20 protein-coding genes are annotated in these 19,282 nt (G+C 67.4%); 10 read left to right on the top strand and 10 right to left on the bottom strand.

What is annotated here, in order from left to right; all coding sequences use genetic code 11:
• Positions 1-368: 368 nt before the first annotated feature.
• A complete protein-coding gene (locus A7U43_RS28170) occupies positions 369-1,127 on the bottom strand; it encodes a hypothetical protein (protein ID WP_231963892.1) in 759 nt (252 codons plus the stop codon).
• Between the two features lie 5 nt (positions 1,128-1,132).
• Entirely contained in the window at positions 1,133-2,875 is a 1,743-nt protein-coding gene (locus A7U43_RS28175; protein ID WP_068004095.1) for a sigma-70 family RNA polymerase sigma factor, read from the bottom strand.
• Positions 2,876-3,159: 284 nt separating this feature from the next.
• On the opposite strand from A7U43_RS28175, the gene A7U43_RS28180 reads away from it, so the two are divergent.
• Positions 3,160-4,806, top strand: a complete 1,647-nt coding sequence (locus A7U43_RS28180) for a serine/threonine-protein kinase (RefSeq protein WP_068004098.1) — start codon at positions 3,160-3,162, stop codon at positions 4,804-4,806.
• Positions 4,807-4,922: 116 nt separating this feature from the next.
• Entirely contained in the window at positions 4,923-5,099 is a 177-nt protein-coding gene (locus A7U43_RS29920; protein WP_156526210.1) for a hypothetical protein, read from the top strand.
• Positions 5,100-5,104: 5 nt separating this feature from the next.
• On the opposite strand, the gene ligD is transcribed toward A7U43_RS29920, so the two are convergent.
• From ligD to A7U43_RS28205, 5 genes are all read right to left on the bottom strand, one after another.
• Positions 5,105-6,097, bottom strand: coding sequence for a non-homologous end-joining DNA ligase (gene ligD / locus A7U43_RS28185; protein WP_231963893.1), 993 nt, complete (start codon positions 6,095-6,097; stop codon positions 5,105-5,107).
• Between the two features lie 94 nt (positions 6,098-6,191).
• Entirely contained in the window at positions 6,192-7,124 is a 933-nt protein-coding gene (locus tag A7U43_RS28190) for a discoidin domain-containing protein (RefSeq protein WP_068004101.1), read from the bottom strand.
• 2 nt (positions 7,125-7,126) lie between these two features.
• Complete coding sequence (locus A7U43_RS28195) at positions 7,127-7,507, bottom strand: hypothetical protein (protein ID WP_068004103.1); 381 nt, start codon at positions 7,505-7,507, stop codon at positions 7,127-7,129.
• Positions 7,504-7,908 (bottom strand): PIN domain-containing protein, encoded by a 405-nt coding sequence (locus tag A7U43_RS28200; protein WP_068004105.1) that lies wholly within the window; start codon positions 7,906-7,908, stop codon positions 7,504-7,506. Before A7U43_RS28200 ends, A7U43_RS28195 begins: the two co-directional genes overlap by 4 nt.
• Positions 7,905-8,165, bottom strand: a complete 261-nt coding sequence (locus A7U43_RS28205; RefSeq protein WP_068004448.1) for a type II toxin-antitoxin system Phd/YefM family antitoxin — start codon at positions 8,163-8,165, stop codon at positions 7,905-7,907. The genes A7U43_RS28200 and A7U43_RS28205 overlap by 4 nt, the downstream gene beginning before the upstream one ends.
• Positions 8,166-8,326: 161 nt before the next feature.
• Between A7U43_RS28205 and A7U43_RS28210 the strand changes: the two genes are divergently transcribed.
• Positions 8,327-8,662 carry a hypothetical protein gene (locus tag A7U43_RS28210; protein WP_156526211.1) on the top strand — a complete coding sequence of 112 codons (336 nt, stop codon included), beginning with the start codon at positions 8,327-8,329 and terminating at the stop codon, positions 8,660-8,662.
• A gap of 506 nt (positions 8,663-9,168) precedes the next feature.
• Here A7U43_RS28210 and A7U43_RS28215 read toward each other — a convergent pair.
• From A7U43_RS28215 to A7U43_RS28225, 3 genes are read right to left on the bottom strand one after another with little or no spacing between them, the layout of a single operon-like run.
• Positions 9,169-9,489: a hypothetical protein gene (locus tag A7U43_RS28215; RefSeq protein WP_068004111.1), complete on the bottom strand. Its 321-nt coding sequence runs from the start codon at positions 9,487-9,489 to the stop codon at positions 9,169-9,171.
• A 47-nt stretch (positions 9,490-9,536) separates the two neighbouring features.
• Complete coding sequence (locus tag A7U43_RS28220; RefSeq protein ID WP_068004113.1) at positions 9,537-10,901, bottom strand: cutinase family protein; 1,365 nt, start codon at positions 10,899-10,901, stop codon at positions 9,537-9,539.
• A complete protein-coding gene (locus tag A7U43_RS28225) occupies positions 10,898-11,614 on the bottom strand; it encodes a hypothetical protein (RefSeq protein ID WP_068004119.1) in 717 nt (238 codons plus the stop codon). The genes A7U43_RS28220 and A7U43_RS28225 overlap by 4 nt, the downstream gene beginning before the upstream one ends.
• A 572-nt stretch (positions 11,615-12,186) precedes the next feature.
• Here A7U43_RS28225 and A7U43_RS28230 point away from each other — a divergent pair.
• From A7U43_RS28230 to A7U43_RS28260, 7 genes are read left to right on the top strand one after another with little or no spacing between them, the layout of a single operon-like run.
• Positions 12,187-12,387, top strand: coding sequence for a hypothetical protein (locus A7U43_RS28230; RefSeq protein ID WP_068004121.1), 201 nt, complete (start codon positions 12,187-12,189; stop codon positions 12,385-12,387).
• A 29-nt stretch (positions 12,388-12,416) separates the two neighbouring features.
• A complete protein-coding gene (locus A7U43_RS28235) occupies positions 12,417-13,397 on the top strand; it encodes a hypothetical protein (RefSeq protein WP_231963894.1) in 981 nt (326 codons plus the stop codon).
• 3 nt (positions 13,398-13,400) lie between these two features.
• On the top strand, positions 13,401-13,721 hold the full coding sequence (locus A7U43_RS28240) for a hypothetical protein (protein WP_068004130.1): 321 nt from the start codon (positions 13,401-13,403) through the stop codon (positions 13,719-13,721).
• A 13-nt stretch (positions 13,722-13,734) separates the two neighbouring features.
• A complete protein-coding gene (locus A7U43_RS28245; protein WP_068004132.1) occupies positions 13,735-14,250 on the top strand; it encodes a hypothetical protein in 516 nt (171 codons plus the stop codon).
• 25 nt (positions 14,251-14,275) lie between these two features.
• Complete coding sequence (locus A7U43_RS28250; protein ID WP_068004137.1) at positions 14,276-16,777, top strand: ATP-binding protein; 2,502 nt, start codon at positions 14,276-14,278, stop codon at positions 16,775-16,777.
• A 20-nt stretch (positions 16,778-16,797) separates the two neighbouring features.
• A complete protein-coding gene (locus tag A7U43_RS28255) occupies positions 16,798-17,421 on the top strand; it encodes a hypothetical protein (protein ID WP_082902506.1) in 624 nt (207 codons plus the stop codon).
• On the top strand, positions 17,421-19,271 hold the full coding sequence (locus A7U43_RS28260) for a hypothetical protein (protein WP_068004139.1): 1,851 nt from the start codon (positions 17,421-17,423) through the stop codon (positions 19,269-19,271). Before A7U43_RS28255 ends, A7U43_RS28260 begins: the two co-directional genes overlap by 1 nt.
• Positions 19,272-19,282: the final 11 nt, after the last annotated feature.

Raw genomic sequence — 19,282 nt, forward strand, 5'->3', positions numbered from 1 at the left:
TCTCGGGTCAACGCTGGGATTCAGAGGGCGTATGACACAGCGCGGGGTATCGCTGACGGTCGACTGGATCCGCTCACGCACTAGCGCCACCTATTTCAGCGGCGCATCCCGGCGTCGGCGTTTATCACTGGGGGTAGTGGCGAGGTCTGGATCTGCTTCAGCACGGTGAGGTTGGTGTCGACGTCGATGTCGGCGTCGGCGTCGAGCATGAGCCGGGTGAGACCTTGGGCGAGTGTGTCGGGTCCTGTCGTCGGGGGTCTCGGAGTTTCGTCACAGTGACGCGGGTGGCTTGACCCTGCATTCGGGGATGATTCCGACCGGAAGAGGTGTTAACCTAGTTGCGAGCAAAGGAACCGGCCCTCCGGGCTTTAAGCCTCGACAGTCGGTCTGGCCCTCGGTGTAGCTACGGCAGCCGGGGGCTGCTTCATTTCTGGGGTCGGGTGGCCGGACTGCGGCGTGGGCAGCGCCACGAAGTGGGTCTGGTCCTTGATCACGTCGAACAGGCTGCGGTCGCTGTGGGTGATGGTGCGCCGATACGCCGCGGCCACAAGATCGGGTAGCCACAACAAGCGCTCACATGCCGGTGAGATCTGCACGAGCCGGGTCTGTCGAGGAACCCGTCCTGCTGAGATCAGTTCTTTGTGGTTGAGCTGGTCCTTGTTCTTGAAGTTGCTCTGGTTGCGCTCCTCCAGGATGAGCAGGTCCACCGCGTCCCAGACGCCGGGCCGGCCGGCGGCCAGCTCGACGGCCAGGGCGTGGTAGCACTCCCGGCGCGCCCCTTCGGCGTCGGCGTCCTCGGCGTCGACGTTGACTCGGTGGGCGACCACGCACGGTTCGACGCCTTCGGCGAGGTAGTCGAGCATCTCCTGCGTCAGGGCCCGCCCGTCGTCGGTCTGCAAGGCGTCGCAGGTGTGCCAGTAGTCGCTGCCGGCGATTTCGCCGAGCCCGGTCCGCAGTGTGTCCATGTCCTTGACGGCCACCAGCACGGCGGTCAGGACGTAGAACGAGCCGCGGTGGGTGCCGTTGGCCGGGGCCTGGTACGACTCGTCGAGGAACGCGACCGGCCCCTTGGTGCGCTTGTAGGCGTCGTCGACGACACGCTGAACCGGATCAATGTAGCCGCCCACTGCGATCAGCTCGCCTCGGTGGTGCGGCGCACCGGGGCCTCGGATGTCTGATCGGCGCGGGCCAGGCGGCGGGCCTTGCGTCGCAGCCGGTCACCTTCTGCTGCGGTGCCGCCGCAGGCGATCGCCGCAGCCGGCCACGTCACCCTCGGCTTACTCTTCTCGCGCAGAATCTCGCGCTCGCGGTCGGTGAACTTCCACCACAGCCGGGCGATCCGCGGGTCGGCGATCTCGGTGTCGTCGACGTCGGCCGGATCGGGTGCCGCTCGATCTGGAACGAGGTCACGAAGCACTGTGACCGAGCTGTCGGCGTCGGACACCTTGACCGGCTGGTCGAGAGACAGCAGCGGCTTGCCTCGGAAACGGAGGTTGGGGTCGGTGCTCAGCCGGCTGACCGCCCGATGTTCCTTCAAGGTCAGGGCGCGCAGCCGGGGGCAAGGATCGAAGGTCCCCGCCAGCAGGTTGTCCGGCAGCCATGAGCCGACGTTCATCAGGACCAACGTGGCCGAGCACACCAAATCCCAAGTCGCGTAACTGAAGTCGAGCCACTCGATCAGGAAGTCCCGCACCGCGTCCCGCGCCTTCGGGTCGTTGCGCTCTAGCATGCGGACGATCCGCAGCGCATCCCACAGCGCAGACTGCGCCGCGCGCATGCCGCGGTCGGCGAGCGGCCACAGCGACCGCATCATCTCGGTGATCGACTCCGCAGGGCGGAACAGATCGTTCATCCATGCCGACGGCTCAAGGAACCGCGACGTTCCGTACATGAACTCGTGGATCGAACGCTGCGAGCGGCGCATCATGTCGTCGAACGCGGACGGATAGGCGCCCAGAGCTGCGTGGCGTAGCTGATCGGTGATGCCGGCCGCGTGGCCGCCGAGCAGGTTGTCGACACCCCACCGATCCGACAGGCCGGCATCTAGCGACGAGCGGAACCCAGCCAGCGGGTCCACCCCGTGCCGGGCAAGCACGTCGAAGGCCGACGACCGAGATCCGAAGGCGTCGATCGCGACGCGCGCACCGGCGCCAAGACCGAGCCCGAGGTCGGGTCCCTGGATACCTTTGAGGTGATCGAGAGGTGAGGTGAAGGAGCCGGGCCCGATGATGTCGGCGAGCGCGGAGCGGCCTATCAGGTCGTCGGTGCGCTGCTTGAAGGTATCCATGGCGGCCTGCGCACCGGCGCCGAGGCCGAGCCCGAGGTCAGGTCCCTGGATACCTTTGAGGTGATCGAGAGGTGAGGTGAAGGAGCCGGGCCCGATGATGTCGGCGAGCGCGGAGCGGCCCATCAGGTCGTCGGTGCGCTGCTTGAAGGTATCCATGGCGGCCCGCGCGCCAGCGCCGAGGCCGAGATCAAGGTGTGGGCCGCGAACGTCCTTCATGAAGTCGATCGGGGACGTCAGGTCGCGCGCACCGATGATGTCGGAGAGGCTGCCGCCGAGAATGTCGTGCGCCCGCCCGGAGATGGCCTTCGTGAGAGCGTCACCAGCTGCCTGGGCGGCAGCACTTAGACCGAAGTCGAACTTCTCGCCCCGCAGCTGATTGGCGGGCGACGCCCACGCACCGATGCTGGCAGCGCCCAGTGCGTCATGGGCGGCGCCGCGGATGCCGGCGTTGAGGACGTCGGACAGTGGGCCGCCGGTCATCGCCGACCTGATCCCCTCGGTGACGGTGTTGGTCACGGCGGTGCGATCGAGATGTTCGTCGTCGTCGGGTGCGGACGCGGCGTGGTCGCGTTCGGGGTCCTCGTTCATAAGCTGTTCCTCCTTCGGGCACCCCGCACTGTTCGCGGGTCTCACCTTGAAGGGGTCTCAACAGCCCGAAACGACACTATTGTGACGCAAATCACTACGGCGGTCGTTCGGGCTGGTCGGGAAACCATGCCGCCCCTCTGGAGGAAGTGGTGCCTGCTGACCATTATCGCAGTTACCCCCGACGGACAGCGCGTGTCGCAACACCACTCCCGCGCGTCGCGGCTGTCGGCGCGTTGACGAAGCGTTTGCCCACCGTGCCGCCTCCATGCCGCATCCTTGAACGCATGGTCTCGGTGGGCTCAGTGATAGCGGGTTACCGCATCGAACGTGTGCTGGGCACCGGCGGCATGGGCTCGGTGTACCTGGCGAAGAACCCGACCCTGCCCCGGCGCGACGCGCTGAAGGTTCTCGACGCCGAGCTGTCCCGCGATCGCGCGTTCCGAGAGCGGTTCATCCGCGAAGCCGACATCGTGTCGCAGTTCGACCACCCCGGCATCGTGTCGATGTACGGGCGCGGCGAAACCAGCGACGGCGAGCTGTGGATCGCGCTGCAGTACGTCGACGGCACCGACGCCGAGGAGGCCCTGCGCGCCGGTGTGATGACACCGCACCGGGCGGTGCACATCGTTGGTGAGGTCGCCAAGGCCTTGGACTACGCCCATCAGCGCGACGTCGTGCACCACGACGTCAAGCCGTCCAACCTGCTGCTCAGCGATGAGATCGGTGATGGTGAGCGGGTGTTCCTCAGCGACTTCGGGGTGGCCCGCCCGATCAAGGACGCTGACCGGGAGATGGACGGGGCGTTCACCGCCACCCTGGCCTACTCCGCGCCTGAGGTCATCACCGGTGACCCGATCGACGGCCGGGCCGACATCTACTCGCTGGGCTGCACCCTGTTCCGGCTGCTCACCGGCCGGCAGCCGTACTTCCAGGCTGACGGGGTGGTGGGCACCATCCGCGCCCACCTGCAGCAGGCCCAGCCGCGGGTGTCCGAGCACCTGCCGTGGGCCACCTCGGATCTCGACGCGGTGATCGCCAAGGCGTTGGCGAAGAATCCAGCGCAGCGGTTCGGGTCGGCTCGCGAGTTCGCCGCGGCCGCGGCCGACGCGGTGCGCGGTGCTGCGCCCCCCGCGGGGTCGGCTGCGCCGTACCGCGCCATCCCGGCGTCGCCGGCTCCGCGGCGCGTGCCGCCTCCGCGGCCGGCTGCGGTCGTCGAGCAGCCGGCCGGTCCGATCCCGCCGCCGCCGCGACAGCAGCTGTTCGATCACGCCACAGAGTTCCGGCCAAACCAGGCGCCGCGGCGCGCACGACCGCAGGTCTCGGTGCCCAAGGTCTCGGCACCGAAGCTGTCGGTGCCGAGCGTCTCGATGCCCCGGCCGATCGTCATCCTGTGGTGCGTGGCCGCCGTCCTGATCGTGGCCGCCGCAGTGCTGATCAGCCTTGTGGTGCGGCGGGAGATGAGCCCGCCACCGGCGGCCGCTCCGACGTCCACGCCGGCGCCGGTCGGCGATACCGCCGCCCAGGAACAGCTCACCGAGCTGCTTCCGCCGGGATACCCGGCGGGCAGCTGCGAGCCGACCCCGATCAGTGCCGGCACTCGTGCCGTCGTGTCGTGCGGGCAGAACACCGATCCCGGTGGCCCCGAGTCGTCGAGGTTCACCCTCGCCGAGGACGCGACGGCCCTGCAGGGCGCGTTCACCGACGTGATGAGCCGGTCGTCGGTAGTCGTGTGCCCCGGAAACATTCAGTCGCCGGGCGCGTGGCGGCGCAACGCCAGCCCGACGTCGGTGGCCGGGACGCTGTATTGCGGCACCCGCGACGGCACGGCCGTGATCGCCTGGACCACGACCGCTGACCTGCTGCTCAACGTTGTCGAGGCCGACACCTCGGAGATGGCAGACCTGTACCGCTGGTGGTCCTCGCACTCTTGACCCTGTGAAACGGGGCGTGAGTCCCCGGAATAGGTGGTGACGCCACCTATTACGCGGCAGCGGCGGAGCCAGAGGACTGCGGTCTTCTGCCGCGATTTCCCGAAGGGAGCCGCGTCGTGAATAACGCAAGCATCGTGATGCTGGCCGGAGTGCTCTTCCTGTACCAGGTGTTCGGCCTTTACGTGGTGCACACCACCGGCAGCACCGCCGGCCTGGCTGACATCGGTAACGCCAAGCTCGCGTGGGTGGGCGTGGCGGCTTTGGCCGTGGCTGCCGGCGCCCGCAGGAAGTAGCGGGGCTACGCGGGGGTGGGCAGCAGTGTCTGGCTGGGATTTGAGGGCCGCAGGCCCTTGAAGCTGGTGTGTCGGAGCCATCGACCCGCGACGTACTCGCGGTAGGCGACCTCGGCGACGAGCTGGGGCTGCACGAAGCGCACGCCGGGCACGTCGACGTGGTTGGCGACAGGGGCGGTCGAGCATCGCAGCGGCTGCAGCTGGGCGTGCAGGGTCCGGCGCGTGAGGTCGCTGAAGCCGGTGCCGACTTGGCCGATGGCCATCAGGTCGCCGGTCTGGTCGTGTCCGGCGACGAGCAGGGACCCGACGCGGGTGCGTCCGCCTGGACCGCCGGCGTTCCAGTACCCGACGATTGTCAGCTCGATACTGGCTCGGATCGGGACCTTGATCCAGTAGGGGCTGCGCTCCCCCGGCCGGTACGGCGAGTCGAGTTCCTTGACGACCACACCCTCCATCCCGTGCGCGGCTACGGCGTCCAGCGCGTCGGAGGGGGTGACGCCGAGCATGGGGCGCGGCACGGTGAGTACCCGCGATTTGTCGACCACCGTGAGGTCGTCGAGCAGGTCCCGGCGGCGGGTGTAGGGCTGCTCGGTGACGTCGTTGCCGTCGGCGTGCAGGATGTCGAACGCCCAGAATCGGACGGGAACCGAGCGTACGAGGTCCGCGCCGGGCCGGCGCTGCTGAGGCCAGCGCCGCTGTAGCCGGGTGAACGACGGCCGCCCTTGAGCGTCGAGGGCGACGATTTCACCGTCGAGCACGACGCGGCGGTCACCGATCGCCGCGGTGATGCCGGCCAGCTCGGGGAACGTGCGGGTGACGTCGGTGCCGTTGCGGGAGAACACGGTGACGGCGCCGTCGGCCACGACGATCGTGCCGCGCTGGCCGTCGGCTTTCACTTCCACGGCCCGTCCGGTGCCCTGTGGCGGGGTGCCCAGGGTGGCCAGCATCGGCGCGTACGCGGCGTTGCGCACGGCTGGCTTGGTCCTGGTGATGGGCACGTTTCGACGGTACGCGCGAGAACCGGCTGTGCTGCCTTCGTGACCGACTGGTGATGCATGGTGCATCACTGATCGGGTGTTGGTGGTTGAGTCCTCAGGCTGGTGGGGAGTGTCCGTCGGTGCCGATGAACTGAATTTCCGACATTGCTACGGAGGTCACTTCGTCCGGGTTGGGGGAGGCGGTTTCGCTTGTCGGGGTTGCGGGTTGTGGTGGTGGCGAGGTTTCAGCGATGCGGATAAGTAGTTTGCTGAGGGTGGCCGGCGGGTTAAGGGCGATGAACCGCCAGTCGCGGGCGCCACCCGTGTCGATTGTCACGGGGTCCCGCCTGAGGTCTTTCGGGAAATACACCTCGAGTTTGGTGACGATGCGGTGCTTGGCCCACTGGTCGGTGCCGTCGGGTGCGGTGGCATCAAAGCCGCCGATGATGCGGATCTGAGTCAGGGTGACTTGTCGGCCGAAGTCGATCTGGATCTGCTGCCCGTCCTGGTTCTTGACGCGGGTGCACACCCATGCGGTGTTGAAGTCGCTGTCGAACGCGCGGTTGGCGTCTGAGTAGTTGGGGTCTCGGGGGCAGACGTCGGAGGCGGTGGCCCCGGACAAGATCGTGTCGCGGTTGAGCGGTGCCTGGCTGGGAGGTGGCGGTGGAGCCGCGGTGGCTGGCGTCGCCGGTGCTGGTGGATTGACGTCGGTGGTGAGGTAGTTGACGGCTGCCAGGGCGACCAACAGGATCGCGACGGCGGCGACGGTCATGATGGCCACGCGGGCGCGGTTCTCTCGCGGTACCCGGTTGTTGAAGGCACGTCCGCCGGCGGACACGGCGCGGCCGGAGACCCGCATTCCGCGGCTGAATAGTCCGGGTTTGCGGGTTCGGTCCGGGCCGCCGGGAGGGGTGGGATCGCCGTCGAGGGGGGTGCCGCGGCGGGCCGGGCGCGTGGCTGAGCGTGGGGCCAGCGACGCCAGGATCAGGCGCCGGTTGTCCCAGCTGTGATCGACCGGCAGGTCGTTTTCGTCGATGTCTGTGCCCATGCTCATCGTGTCGTGTCGTCGTCCATGTCGATGATGTCGTAAATCGCGTCGTGGGCCTTCTGGCCTTCGGTGCGCACCGGCAAAGCTTGGCGGCTGTAGTCAGGCCGCGACATCGGCTGTGCCGCGGCGGGGACGTGGCCGTAGAAGTGGTAGTGGTTCACCTGTGTCAGCTGCGGTGATGCCGTCTTTTGACCGCGTGCGGGCGTCCGTCGGCGGTGGCGCTGGCGGAGCGCCAGGCGCGCGATGCGCCGCAGCAGTGGCCAGAAGAACCACAGCGTGACGGTGAGGACGAGGCTGTACCCGAGAGCCTCGTAGGGGTCGATGTGCAGGAAGTGTGTCGTGGCGCCGGTCAAGAGCGCCGCGATGATCAGGGTGCGTATCACGGTGATTCCCCTCCGGGGCTGACGGTGGTGATGTGATGGCCGGCTGCGGCGTCGGCGAGTTGGGGGTCGTAGGTGACGAGGGTGCGCAGTCGTGGTCCGGCGCTCAGGGCCGATGCGATGTGCAGTGCGTCGACGGTGCGTGCAGGGCTGGGGGTAAGCGCCACGGCGGCGTCGAGGAGGCGCTCGGTGACGGCCACGGTGTCGAGTCCGGCCAGGACGTGGTGGGCATGCCCGGTGGCGTCTGGAGGTAGCGCGGCCATGGCGCGGAGCAGCTCGGCTCGTGACAGCGCGCAGGTGATCCATCGGGTGTCGGTGTGCGCGCTGAGGTATGCGGTTAGGGCGGCGGATTCGGGTGCTTCGTCGATGAGTTTCATGAGGGCGGTGGGGTCGAGATAGATCACCGGTCGTCCCGTGGGACGGCGGTGCTGGTGGTCTGGCGGTACGGGCGGGGTGGGCGTTTGAGGATGTCGGTGACGCTGCTGCGCGCGGCGGTGACTTCCTTGCTGGCGATAAGCGCGGTCCAGGGGTCGTAGGAGGCGGGGATCATCTGCGCGACGGGGTGTCCGTTGTTGGTGATCTCGACGGTTTCGCCGGCGGCCACCTCGCGTAGGACCATGGCTGCATTCTGGCGCAGTTCACGGACACCGTAGCTCTTCATGTACACACGGTAGCTCGATGTAGCACACCGTGTACACAACGTCGGATTTGCGGTAGCGGATCCCTGAGCACAGCACGCTGTTAGCGTCTACGGGCATCCATCCCCCGCGAGGAGGTCCACCGCGTGTCCACGCCCCTGGAAATTGTCCGGCTTCACTTTCCGTGGGACGTCCCCGCCGAGTGCAGCCCAGCCCCGTCTATGCGCTGATGCGGCTGCATGGCGATTTCATGGCCACCGGAGGCCAGCGCATGGCCGACGCCGACCTCGACCGTGTGCACGCGTTCCACGACCGACTGCGCGAGGAGGACGCGGTCATCGAGTTCGATCCGAACATTCCCGCCGATCAGGGAATTGATGGTGCGGCCGGCTTCGCGTTCCGGCCGCGCACGATCGACGACGAGGACCGGCTGATCCGGGTCAACGGCTTCACCGTGTTGACCGAGGAGGGCGACATGATCTGGTCGTTCCCACCCGATCTGCCCGACTTGCGTCCGTAGCTGGACCTTGCGCCGTCGAGCGCTTTGGACGGTGGGATCGTCGCGATGAGCAGCGATGGGCACCCCGTCGTCGTGCACCCGCCTGCAGCGCTGGTTCGCGAAGTCCCCACACGGTCCCCTGTGGCGCGGCCCTTGGTGCACGGTGGCGAGCGGTGGCGCAGGCCCGTGCAACCCCCGGTTGCCGCCGCTTTAACGCATCGCTGATCGGAGTTGTCGACGCACGCGTCGCGATCGCACGCGGGTGACAATGGCGGTGTTGGCGCGCGTCGGCGCGGGCGTGCTTCAGGCGTGCGAGGGCCACCCGAAGCGACGGCCGAGAACCGCCGCCGTACGACCGTCTCGGATGCTTTACGAACTAATCCCGGCGCGCGCCGCCGGTGGGCCGATCGTTCGGTGCGGGACGCGGCCCGGATATCCCCGGCGGCGTGCCAATGCGTCAGATCAATCGGGGGCGCGGGCGTGCGAGGCGCGGCTGCCGGCACGGTGTGGCGAGCCGGGTCTGCCGGTCATTTCGCGGCGGCCCTGCGGTTGTCGAGAGCGGTGCGCAGGGAGGCGATGTCGGTGTGGCGGACGTAGACGTCCCAGTTCTTGTCGAGGTCGTTGAGGTCGGCTCCGGGAGCCAGTTCGAGACCCAGCTCGCGGAGGCAGTCAGGGAGCTGCTCACGGCCGTCGCAGAGGGCGTAGACGGGCCAGTGATCGGTGCGGACTGGGGCGGCAGATGTGGCGTCGTCGCTGCCGGTCTCTGACCATCCGGTGAGGGTGATGCGGCCGGTGTCATCGGCGAGCAGCCACAAGCCGTAGTCCATGTACAGGAGTCCCTTCTGCATTAACGGCGCTCGCTGGATGCGGTGTCGATGGTCATGTGTGGTGCCTTTCAGACGAGCTTGTTGATCTGGTTGACGAAGTAGCGCTGCACGATCTGAGTGCCGGTGTGGCCGGCCTTGTCCAGCGGCGTGGTGGCGTAGTTCTCGTGGAATCCGCCTTCGATGAACGCGGCGAAGCGCTTGACGGCCTGGGCGACGTTGGCCGCGGAGAACTGGGAGAAGGTGGGTCCGAACATGCCGGTGGACTGGCTGCCGACGCCGCCGGTGGCGATGCTGATGGCGTCGAGCACGGCGGCGGCCAGGTCCCCGATGTTGACCCCGCCAGCTTGGGAGATGCCCGCTCCGACGGGGCCGAAGCCGCTCACATTGATGGTGGTGGTGCGGTCCTTCATCTGTGCGAGAGCAGCGCCGACGCTGCTGGCGGTGGTGGCGATGGTGGTGATGGCGGCGGGGATGGCCGCCCACGCGCGGGAGGTCACCAGGTTGATGACGTTGGTGACGGCGTTGACGAGGTTGGTGGCGGCACCGGCAACCTGGGGGCCGGCTAGGTAAAACAGCTGCTGAGCGAGGGCCTGGGCGAAGGCGACGCCGCGGCTGATCAGGTTGGGGATCAGGTTGGGGTCGTTGACCAGCTGCAGGATCTGGTTGATGGCAGCGGCGGCGGGGGCAATGAGACCGCCCATGAAGATGGTGGCGAGCTTCTGTGCGGACCCGGAAGGGTCGGCGGCGTCGAGTTGGGATCCGAGGTGGCCGATCATGCGCATCACGAGGTCGCCCTGAGGCAGGTTGCAGTAGTAGTCCCGGGGGGCGCAGATGGAGAGCAGTCCGTTGCGCTGCAGCAGTGATCCGAAGCCTCCGGAGCGGACGCCGGCGAACCCCATGCCGGGGTCTCGGAGGCCGATGGTGGGTTGTCCGACGGGGGCCTGGGAGGGGTCAGCGACCAGTGCGACGCCGAGCAGCTTATTGGCGGGGATGACGCCGCGGTTGTGTCCGATGGCAGCAGCGATGTCACCGGCGACGTCGGCGCCCTGGCTATAGCCGGTAAGGATGAAAACAGTGTTGGGGCAGGCGCGGGAGACGGCTTTGAGGCGGGCGTTGGTGGCATCGATACCGGCGTTCTTGGATGCGCGGTACCCCCCGCCATCTGTGCCGCCGACGATGGTCGCGGGATAGGGCGTGTAGTAGGTGACCATCCGTACGGGAGCGTTCTTGCGCAGCGGCTCCAGGATGTTGCCGAGGACACCTACGGGCTCGTCCGGATCGGCCTTCGGGTTGGTTTGGGTGGTGCCGGGAACGGCGATGGCATCCACGGCAGGGCAGTTGGTGGCCAGCGCGGCGGGGGCTGTGTGCAGCAGCAGGGTGCAGCTGAAGGCTGGCGCGAGCACCAGAGCGGTAAGGCGGCGGGTGAGAGTCATGCGGCGACCGCTCCGTCGTAGAAGGTGCACAGCTTTCGGATCGCGCGTTGGGCGCGGCGTTCGACGGCGCTGACGTTGGCGCCCAAGACGCGGGCTGCGGTGGAGGGGCTGAAGACGTCGGAGGTGAGGTAGAGGGCACGAAGGGTGTCGTGCTCCAAGGCGGTGATGATGCGTCGGTCGCGGGCCTGCTGCAGCAGGGTGACGGTGTGGTCGTAGTCGGTGCCCAGATCGGCCCGGTCCAGGACGATGGAGTGAGGGTCCACGCGCACGGCGACGGCCGGCGACTCGGTGGCGGGTCGGGCTTTGAGGACGCGCTTGAGGGTCTGACCGTAGAGGTAGCGCGAGTTGAGCAGCTGAGGGTCGGCTGCGGTGCGGATGATCTCGAAGAAGATGCGCAGGGTGTCGTTGTCGCGGGCGTCGCGGTCGCTGGAGCGGTACCCGTCGGGGTCGGCCATGTCGGCGATGCGGCGCAGCGGATGGCGCATGAGCACTGCGGCCATCAGGAGGGCGTGGCGGTCGCCGGTGCGGGCGTAGCGGGCGATCTGGGGCAGTGCGGTGGAGGCGGTCTCCAGGTGCGCGCAGATGGCGGCCGGTGAGGACGGGGGCTGCTTGTGCAGTGATTGGACGAGGGTCACTGACGGGGTGAGGTCGCCGCGGCTCGGCCGGGTGAGGAGGCGGTGGGCCTGCTCGGCGAGGTGGTCCCAGGTGTTCATCGAATTCCTTGGCGTCGCGGGTAGGTGACGCGTTCATGGAATCCGCGGAGGTTGTTGCGGAGGTTTGCACAGCGGTTGCCTGAGAGGTTGCCAACCGTCCCCAACAGGTGTGATCTGGATCACTCTTGGGTGCAATGTGCTGGGGATTTGGGGTTGACAAGCGGGTTGTCAGGAAAGTGGTGTGCGCGGCTTACTGGACGTTGCTGCGCATTGCTGGAGATGCCCAGTCGGTGCGGCGTGAAGTCGGTGGAATCGCACGTGAGGACGCGCTAGTGCGGTACGTGCGGGTGCGGGAGGTATTCGCCCAGGTCGTGTGCGCCGCATATGCGGTGATGCGGTCGGCGAATAGTTGTCGAGCTAAATGCACTAGGGGTGTCGCTCGGGATCCCTCTACGCAAGCTCCGAGATCCCGAGCGTAATCCCCTTGTCAAGCATCTAGCGAACATATGCGGCGCATACGCGCGTATGCGTTATCAATTCGTTACATATGCGGTTGTCGGGATTTCGGGGTCGCAGGGGTCATAAGGGGCTGCTCGAACACCACCGACCCGAGAGGCCCGCCCGTGGAGCCCATGGCCCAGCCGATCCGCCGCACCGCCGGCGGCGTCCGCGCATACTCCCATCACCTGCGCAACCTCATGAGCCAGCTCGCGGCCGACCCGCTCAACGAACAAAAGTCGATCGCCCTGGTGACCCACATCGTTGAACGCCGGGAATCCGCAGCGCAGCTACTCGAAGAACTGCAGTCGCAGACCTTGGGGATCTCGTGCTGAGCCGCCCCCTGCAGAGGTTCCTCGACGGCGTGTTCCTGCGCATCAGCGGCGGCGACGCGATCCGCGCCGACGAGATCCGCACCCGCGCGACAGGCGCCTTCCTGGTGTTCATCATGGCGAGCTACATACCGCTCATCGCTGCGGTCGTCCTGCTGGTGATCAACCGGCCCCAGCCAGTTGACGAAGCTGCTCAGAGCGACCAGATGTCCGCCGTCGAGGCGTACGCCACACACTTCGTCGACACCTACCTCAAAGACCCCTCCAACAGCGCGGCAATCAAACAGTTCTACGACGGTGAAGTCCCCGCGTCGGCGCTACCGGCAGGCGGTCGGGCACTGCGCGCATCCTCGGCGCTCCCCGGCGTCTTTCTTGACGGATTTCAGACCTATTCGGTGGTCGTCGACGCCGAGATTCCGAAGGCGGCGAACTCCGCGTCAATGGTCTTCATCAGGCTGCAGGTCGACATCTCTGCGGACCCGAAGAACCGATTCAAAGCGTTCACACTTCCGCACGCCCGACCGGACCGCCCTTCGGGTGTTCCCGTCGAGCTGGCAACGACCACATTGGTCGCCGAGGACCGACCGGTTTTCAAGACGGTTTACGGCTTTCTCAGCGCCATGTTGACCGGCCAGGGTGACCTCGCCCCGTACGTGGCAGCAGGCTCCAGTTTGACCGCCGCGCAGCCGCCTCGTTTCACCACGATGGCAATCGAGCGTGTGCAGACCAACTCCGACCTCGCCAACGCCCAAGACGTCCCGCCCAAAGCGGACGGAATCGAGGTCACTGTCCGCGCGGTGATGCAGACCGCGAGCGGCGTACTCATGCCCATGGATTTCCCGCTCGTCATGTCCGTCGCGGGCGGTCATTGGCAGGTCGATCGGATCAACGATGCGCCAAGCATCGTCACGCCCAATGACCCGGGGTCAACGCCGCCCCAGACCACCAACCCAACCACCACGACAACCACACCACCACCGATGTACTCCAGCAACACTCCGGAAGGGAGTTAGAACGTGATCACCACCCTCGCACCACTGGTCCTCGACAGCGCCGCCGCCGGCACCACCGCCGCCCAGGTCACCTACATGGCCGCACCGATCTGGGACATCGGCGCCAACATCAAGAACCAGGGCATCACCTTCGCGGTGTACCTGCTCATCGGAGGCACCGCGCTCGTGTCGGCCGGCTACTACTTCATCGGCCGCAACAAAACCGCCGCACTGAAGACCCTCGCGGTCGGCGTAGTGCTCATCGGACTGGTCGGTTCACTGCCCGCGCTTGGTGTGGTCTCCAAAGACACCATCGGCGGACTGACCAACAGCGGAACCAGGTAGGGCCACGGCGCCGATGTTCGTCGCCAAGTGGTACACGCGAGCCAGCCGGGTTCGCATCGTCATCGCCAAGTTCGATGGCCGATGGAAGCTTCCCGGCGGGCCGTACCCAATTCCCGAACTGGTCGCACTCGTCGTGGGAATCATGCTGACGCTGTTCCTGCTGCCGCGTCTCGGCCAACCGGTGATCACCGGTGTCGTCGGCATCTCGGTAACCGCCATCGCCGTCGGCGCGATGCGCAAGATGCCCTACTCACCGGTGCCCTTCGGCACCCGTGCGCACCGCATCGCGCGCCTGTACACCAGCCCGGTCAGCGTCAGCACCGGCGATGAATCCCACGCGGTGAACACCGTGTCGACCGTGCGCCCGCAGATCGAAGTGCTCGACATGGCGACAGAGCACGCCCCCGCCTACGCATCGAGTCCGCACCGCCCGTCGTCACCGTCGTTCACTCCGGCCACCGACACCGACGAATGGTCGGACATGTTCGGCGGTCAGCAGCGCAGCGCTGCAGCGGACCTCTTCGGCTGATCCCCCACCATTCAAGGACTCATTGATGGCCAACCAGCTCGACCAGAACCTACAGCCCACCGTGTCGATCTTCGGCAACCTGCGCCGCCTGCATGACGGATCCATATGGGCCGACTACCGGATCACCGGACTGCCCTACGGCTACACCAGCGATCAGCGCAAGTACGACACCCTCGTTCACCACAAGAACCTGTTCCGCGCACTGCCGAACAATGCGGTGATCTCGGGGCTGATCGCAGCCATGAACCCCGACGAGATCCTGGCGCGCGCCATCGCCGGTACCGACGTCAACGCGATGCCCATGTGGCGCGAGGAGTGCGAGGGCAAGCACGACTTCTTCTCCTCGGCGGTGCGGCCCACCGAACGCATCTTCACAGTGTCGTTCCCCGTCGTGGACTCCGATGTCGTCACCGACCTGACCGGGCTGGGCACCGCGGGTCGCCGCTCCCGAGAGCGCGACCGCGCCGAGATGGCCAAGGCTGCCGATCTCGCCGCGTCGATGGTGTCGCGCTTGCCGTCGGTGTTCGGGTTCGAGCCCATGACCCCCTCGCAGATGGTGTGGCTGTGGAACCACGCCCTCTCCCGCGGCGGCGCACCGGAAGTGTTTCCCACCTCCATCCCGTCGAACGTGTCCTCGCCCGCGGGTGCGTTCTCGATGGCCGAGTTCGACGAGGGGGAACGCCGAAGCGAAGGCAAGCGGTGGCGACCCAGCAGCTTCGCGCCGCTGGTGAAGATCACCCAGCCCGGCCGCATCGGCGCCACTGAATCGTGGCAGACGCTGCTGGCGATCGAAGCGCTCCCCTTAGAGGGGCTTCAGTTTCCCGGCTCGGAGTTCTTCACGATCGCCGACCGGGTGGCTGACTTCGATATCGACTGGGCGGTGCGGATCAGCAAGACGCCGCGCGAACAGGCGATCTCACGCAACACCAAGAACCTTCGCAAGCTCACCGAGCAGGTCGATGAACGCGACAGCGAGATTTCCTTCGCGCAAAACACGCTCCACGAACAGGTGCTGCTACTCAGCGAGTACAACGGCCACCTGGAAAGCAACGACGACGAGATCGAGGTGTCGTTGTGCCCGATCTTCTCCGTCGCCGGAACCACCCGAGCCATCTGCGAAGACGGCGCCCTCAAACTGGTCCAGGCCTTCGAGCGCAACCGCATCAAGGTGGTCGCGCCCCTAGGCGGTCAACGCGAGCTGTGGGCGGCGATGAACCCCGGCGGCACCAGCATGCGCGCCGTCGCGGACTTCTCGCACGTGACGATCAGCGAGTACGCCGCGGCCAGCGTGCCGTGCGCCACCAACGACGTCGGCGACGTCCGAGGTCCGATCTTCGCGCTGAACCTGTCCGGCCGGCGCAATCAGCCGGTACACCTCGAATGGTTCCGCGAAGCCTCCCGCGATGCATCGCCGTCGGTCGCCTTCGCTGGCGAACTCGGCGCCGGCAAGACGTGGGCGATCGTGACACTGCTGTTCCATCTCGTCGACATCGGTGGGCAGTACCTGGCGATCGACCGCACCGATCAAGGGGAGTACGCGGCGCCGACCAGAACGCTGCCCAACTCCGTGGTCGTCGACATGATGCGGCCGCAGTGGTCGATGGATCCGCTGCGGATCTTCCCGTCAGACATCGGCGTCGACAAGGCCGTCGACCTGCTCACGCCGCTGTTCGGCTGCACCGCCGACTCGCCGCAGGGGCTGACCCTCGGCGAGTTGCTCCGCCCCGAACTCGGGGTGCGATCCATTCCCGACATGCTGGCCGTCCTGCAGCGCGGTATGGACACCGGCGGCATGCCCGACGGCAAAAAGGCGTTGCCGGCGGGCTGGGCCGAACTGCACCGGCACCTGGACTACTGGTCGCGCAAGCGCTACGCCGCGGCCCTGATGGACCCCAACCTGCCGCCGCTGAACCTCAACGCCGAGGGCATCGTCATCCGCACTAACCGCGTGGAAGTGCCGACCGCCGAAGAGGTGGCCAGTGGTGACCCGATCGACCCGAGCAAGGTGTTCGGCCGTGCCATCTACGGGTTGTCCACCGAGATCGGCCGGCAGGCGTTCGGCTCCAACCGTCGCCGCATGGGCGCCGTCGTCATGGACGAGGCCTACCACGTGACCTCGACCCCACGCGGGCTCGCCAGCGTCACCCGCATCGTTCGTGACGGCCGCAAGGACAACACCGCCCTGATCCTGGGCAGCCACGACCCGGTGTCCGACTACCCCGCCGGCACCGCGCTCGATCTGATCCCGATCCGCATCGTCATGCGCCACCGCGACGAGTCGTTGGCCAAACGCTCCTTGAAGTGGCTGGGCATCGACCCGGACAAAAACCCGCACATCGTCACCGACCTCACCAAGAACACCGCCCCAAAAGGCAGCAACAACAAGGTGATCCCCGGCCGAGAAGGCGAGGGCTACCTGCGTGACGCGCGCGGCGCCATCGGCCGAATCAAGGTTCTCGGCCCGTCCTCGCAGATGCGCCGGGAGGCGATGAGCACCACTCCCCCAGAGCAGTCCGACGTCGCATAACCGAGAACGGGGCCACCGACATGATCGACCACCACCAAGACGCCCGCGCCGTGATCGCCGCCGGCCGCCGGCGGCTCCTCGTGGCGGCACTCATCGCGCTGGCCGCCGCTGCCGCGCTGGTGGTCACCACCGGGCCGACATCGACCCCGCAGGCCGACCCCGTGTGCCTGAGGGTCGGTTCGGGGCCGGTGACCAACGGCAAGACGGTGATCGCCGCCGGTGTGGCGATGAATGTCCCCGAAGAGGGCATCGTCGCCGGACTGACCGCGGCGATGGCCGAAACTCACCTGCTCAACCTCGCCAACCCCCACGTCCCGGACTCGCTGGCCACCACCCAAGACGGCCTCGTCCTCGACCGTCAGTCCGTGGGAATCCTGCAGCAGGGCGCCACCTGGGGAAGCGCCGAGGAACGGATGTCGCCCGCGTCGGCGGCCAAGCGCTTCTACAGCGCGATGATCTCCGTCGACGGCTGGGAGACGATGCCGGCCAGCGAGCTGGCCGGCCTGGTGCAGCGCTCGGCCTGGACTGACGGCTACATCGACGACGAACCCGCAGCCCGCCGGTTCTACCGCGACCACATCGACGACGTGCGGGTGTTGCGCTGCGGCGACAGAGGCGCTGCCCTCGTGGGGGCGCCTTCGTGATGACCCTCAGCAGGCTCGCCGACCCCGACCGGCTCGACAACGCCCACCGGTGGATCCGGGGCTGGACCCCGGCAGCGCCACTGCGGTGGTGCGGCCGACACCGTTCGATCACCGCCGCCCTCGCCGGCGCCCTGGCGCTGCTGATCATCGGAACCGCCACGGCGTGGGCCGATCCGGGCACCGGCAACAGCAGCGACGCCGGCAATCTGCTCATTTCCTGGATGGGCATCAAGGACTCCGACGGAGTGCCGGTGGCCAAGTACACCCTCACCCTCAACGAGGGCGGCTGGGACGACCCCGCCTCGACGATGTTCGCCAAGGTCGCCTCCATCTCCTACGAGATCTATCTGTGCATCACCGCCACGGCGCTCTGGCTGATCAAGTTCGTTCTGGACTTCCAGTGGATGAGCCTGTTCACCATCCCGTTTCAGACCATCGGGCGTGGCGTCACCGATGCCATGGACCGGTTCGGGCTTGCCGCGACCGCGTTGGCGGTACTCGCGATCGTCGTCGTGTGCACTGTGCTGGTCGGCCGGACCGCCAAGGCGTTCTCCAACATCGCCATGGGCATGCTCATGATCGGTGTCGCCGCAACGATTTTCGCTAACCCGCTCAGTGAACTCGTCGGCCCGGACGGGCTGCTGGCCAAAGGCCGCGATACCGGACTCGAAATTGCCACCTCCGTGTCCGACGGCTCCCTGAGCAAGCAGGGCGATGGCGCCAACATCGACCAAATGGTCTCGCGGCTGGCCGACCGTTTCCTGCGCTCTCCGACGCAGATGATCAACTTCGGCACCGTCGCCGACTCGATCTCGCGCAAATGCCGCGAAGCCTGGTCTGCCGGCATCAACAACGAACGCGGCGACAAGCTCAAAGACGACATCAAGGGGTGCGATTCCGACAAGGGCGAAGCGATGCACCAGAAGTCGATGGGCAACCCCGCCGCGATCATGGTGCCCCTGAGCATCTGTGGGCTGCTCGCCGCCTTCCTGGTCGCGTTCGCCTGCTACTTCGTCTGGCACGTGGTCAAAGCTGCCGTGCAAGCCATGCTCTACGCCGCGCTGGCTCCACCGGCGTTCGCGATCGGTGTGATCCCTGGCGGCCCGCAGACATTCGCCTGGAAAACCGTCCTGGACTGCGCGATGGCCTACGCCGCCATGGTTATTTACACCGCAGCTTTCGGCGCCTACAACGTGATCCTCGATCAGGTCTTCAAGGAATCCACTAACGCCATCCAATCGCTGTTTATGACCGCGCTGGTCCTGGCGTTCGGATTCGCGGTGTTCGGGCCACTGCGGCGCATGTTCGACCGTCAACGCGACACGATGGCCGCCCGACTCGGCGGTGGCGGCGCGATGGGCGGTCGTGGTCGCGGCTTCATGCACAAGGCCGCCGACATGTCGCGCATCCGCCAGGAACTCGGCGACCAATTCGGTTGGGGCCGTGGAGGGCGTGGCGGCTCCTCCCAGCGTGACCCCGGAAGGATCGAGCCCGAAACTGACTCGTCGAGCAGCTCCGGAGGGGGCGGAGACGGCGGCGGCGGCGCGGGCCCCGACGGCGGCGGCCCTTCGGACCCGGTTTCGGTCGGCGACCCCGCCTCCGGTGCCCCCGACACGAGCGGATCCGGAGCGGCGGGCGCAAGCTCGGACGCCGAAGCCACCGGCGACACCGGGAGACGTCGCGCACCCGAGCCGCAGCCCGCCGGCGCATCCGAGGACCGCAGCCGTGCCCGCGACACCCTCGACGCCGCGGTCCGGATCTACCGCGCCAGCCGCGGCGATGTCGGGGGCGCAGGTGGTGGTTCCGGTGCTGCAGGGCCCGGCCGGCACGCCCTGTCTGAGGCAGCCTGACAGGCCGCGCG

This window comes from Mycobacterium adipatum (assembly GCF_001644575.1).
GTDB classification, from domain to species: domain Bacteria; phylum Actinomycetota; class Actinomycetes; order Mycobacteriales; family Mycobacteriaceae; genus Mycobacterium; species Mycobacterium adipatum.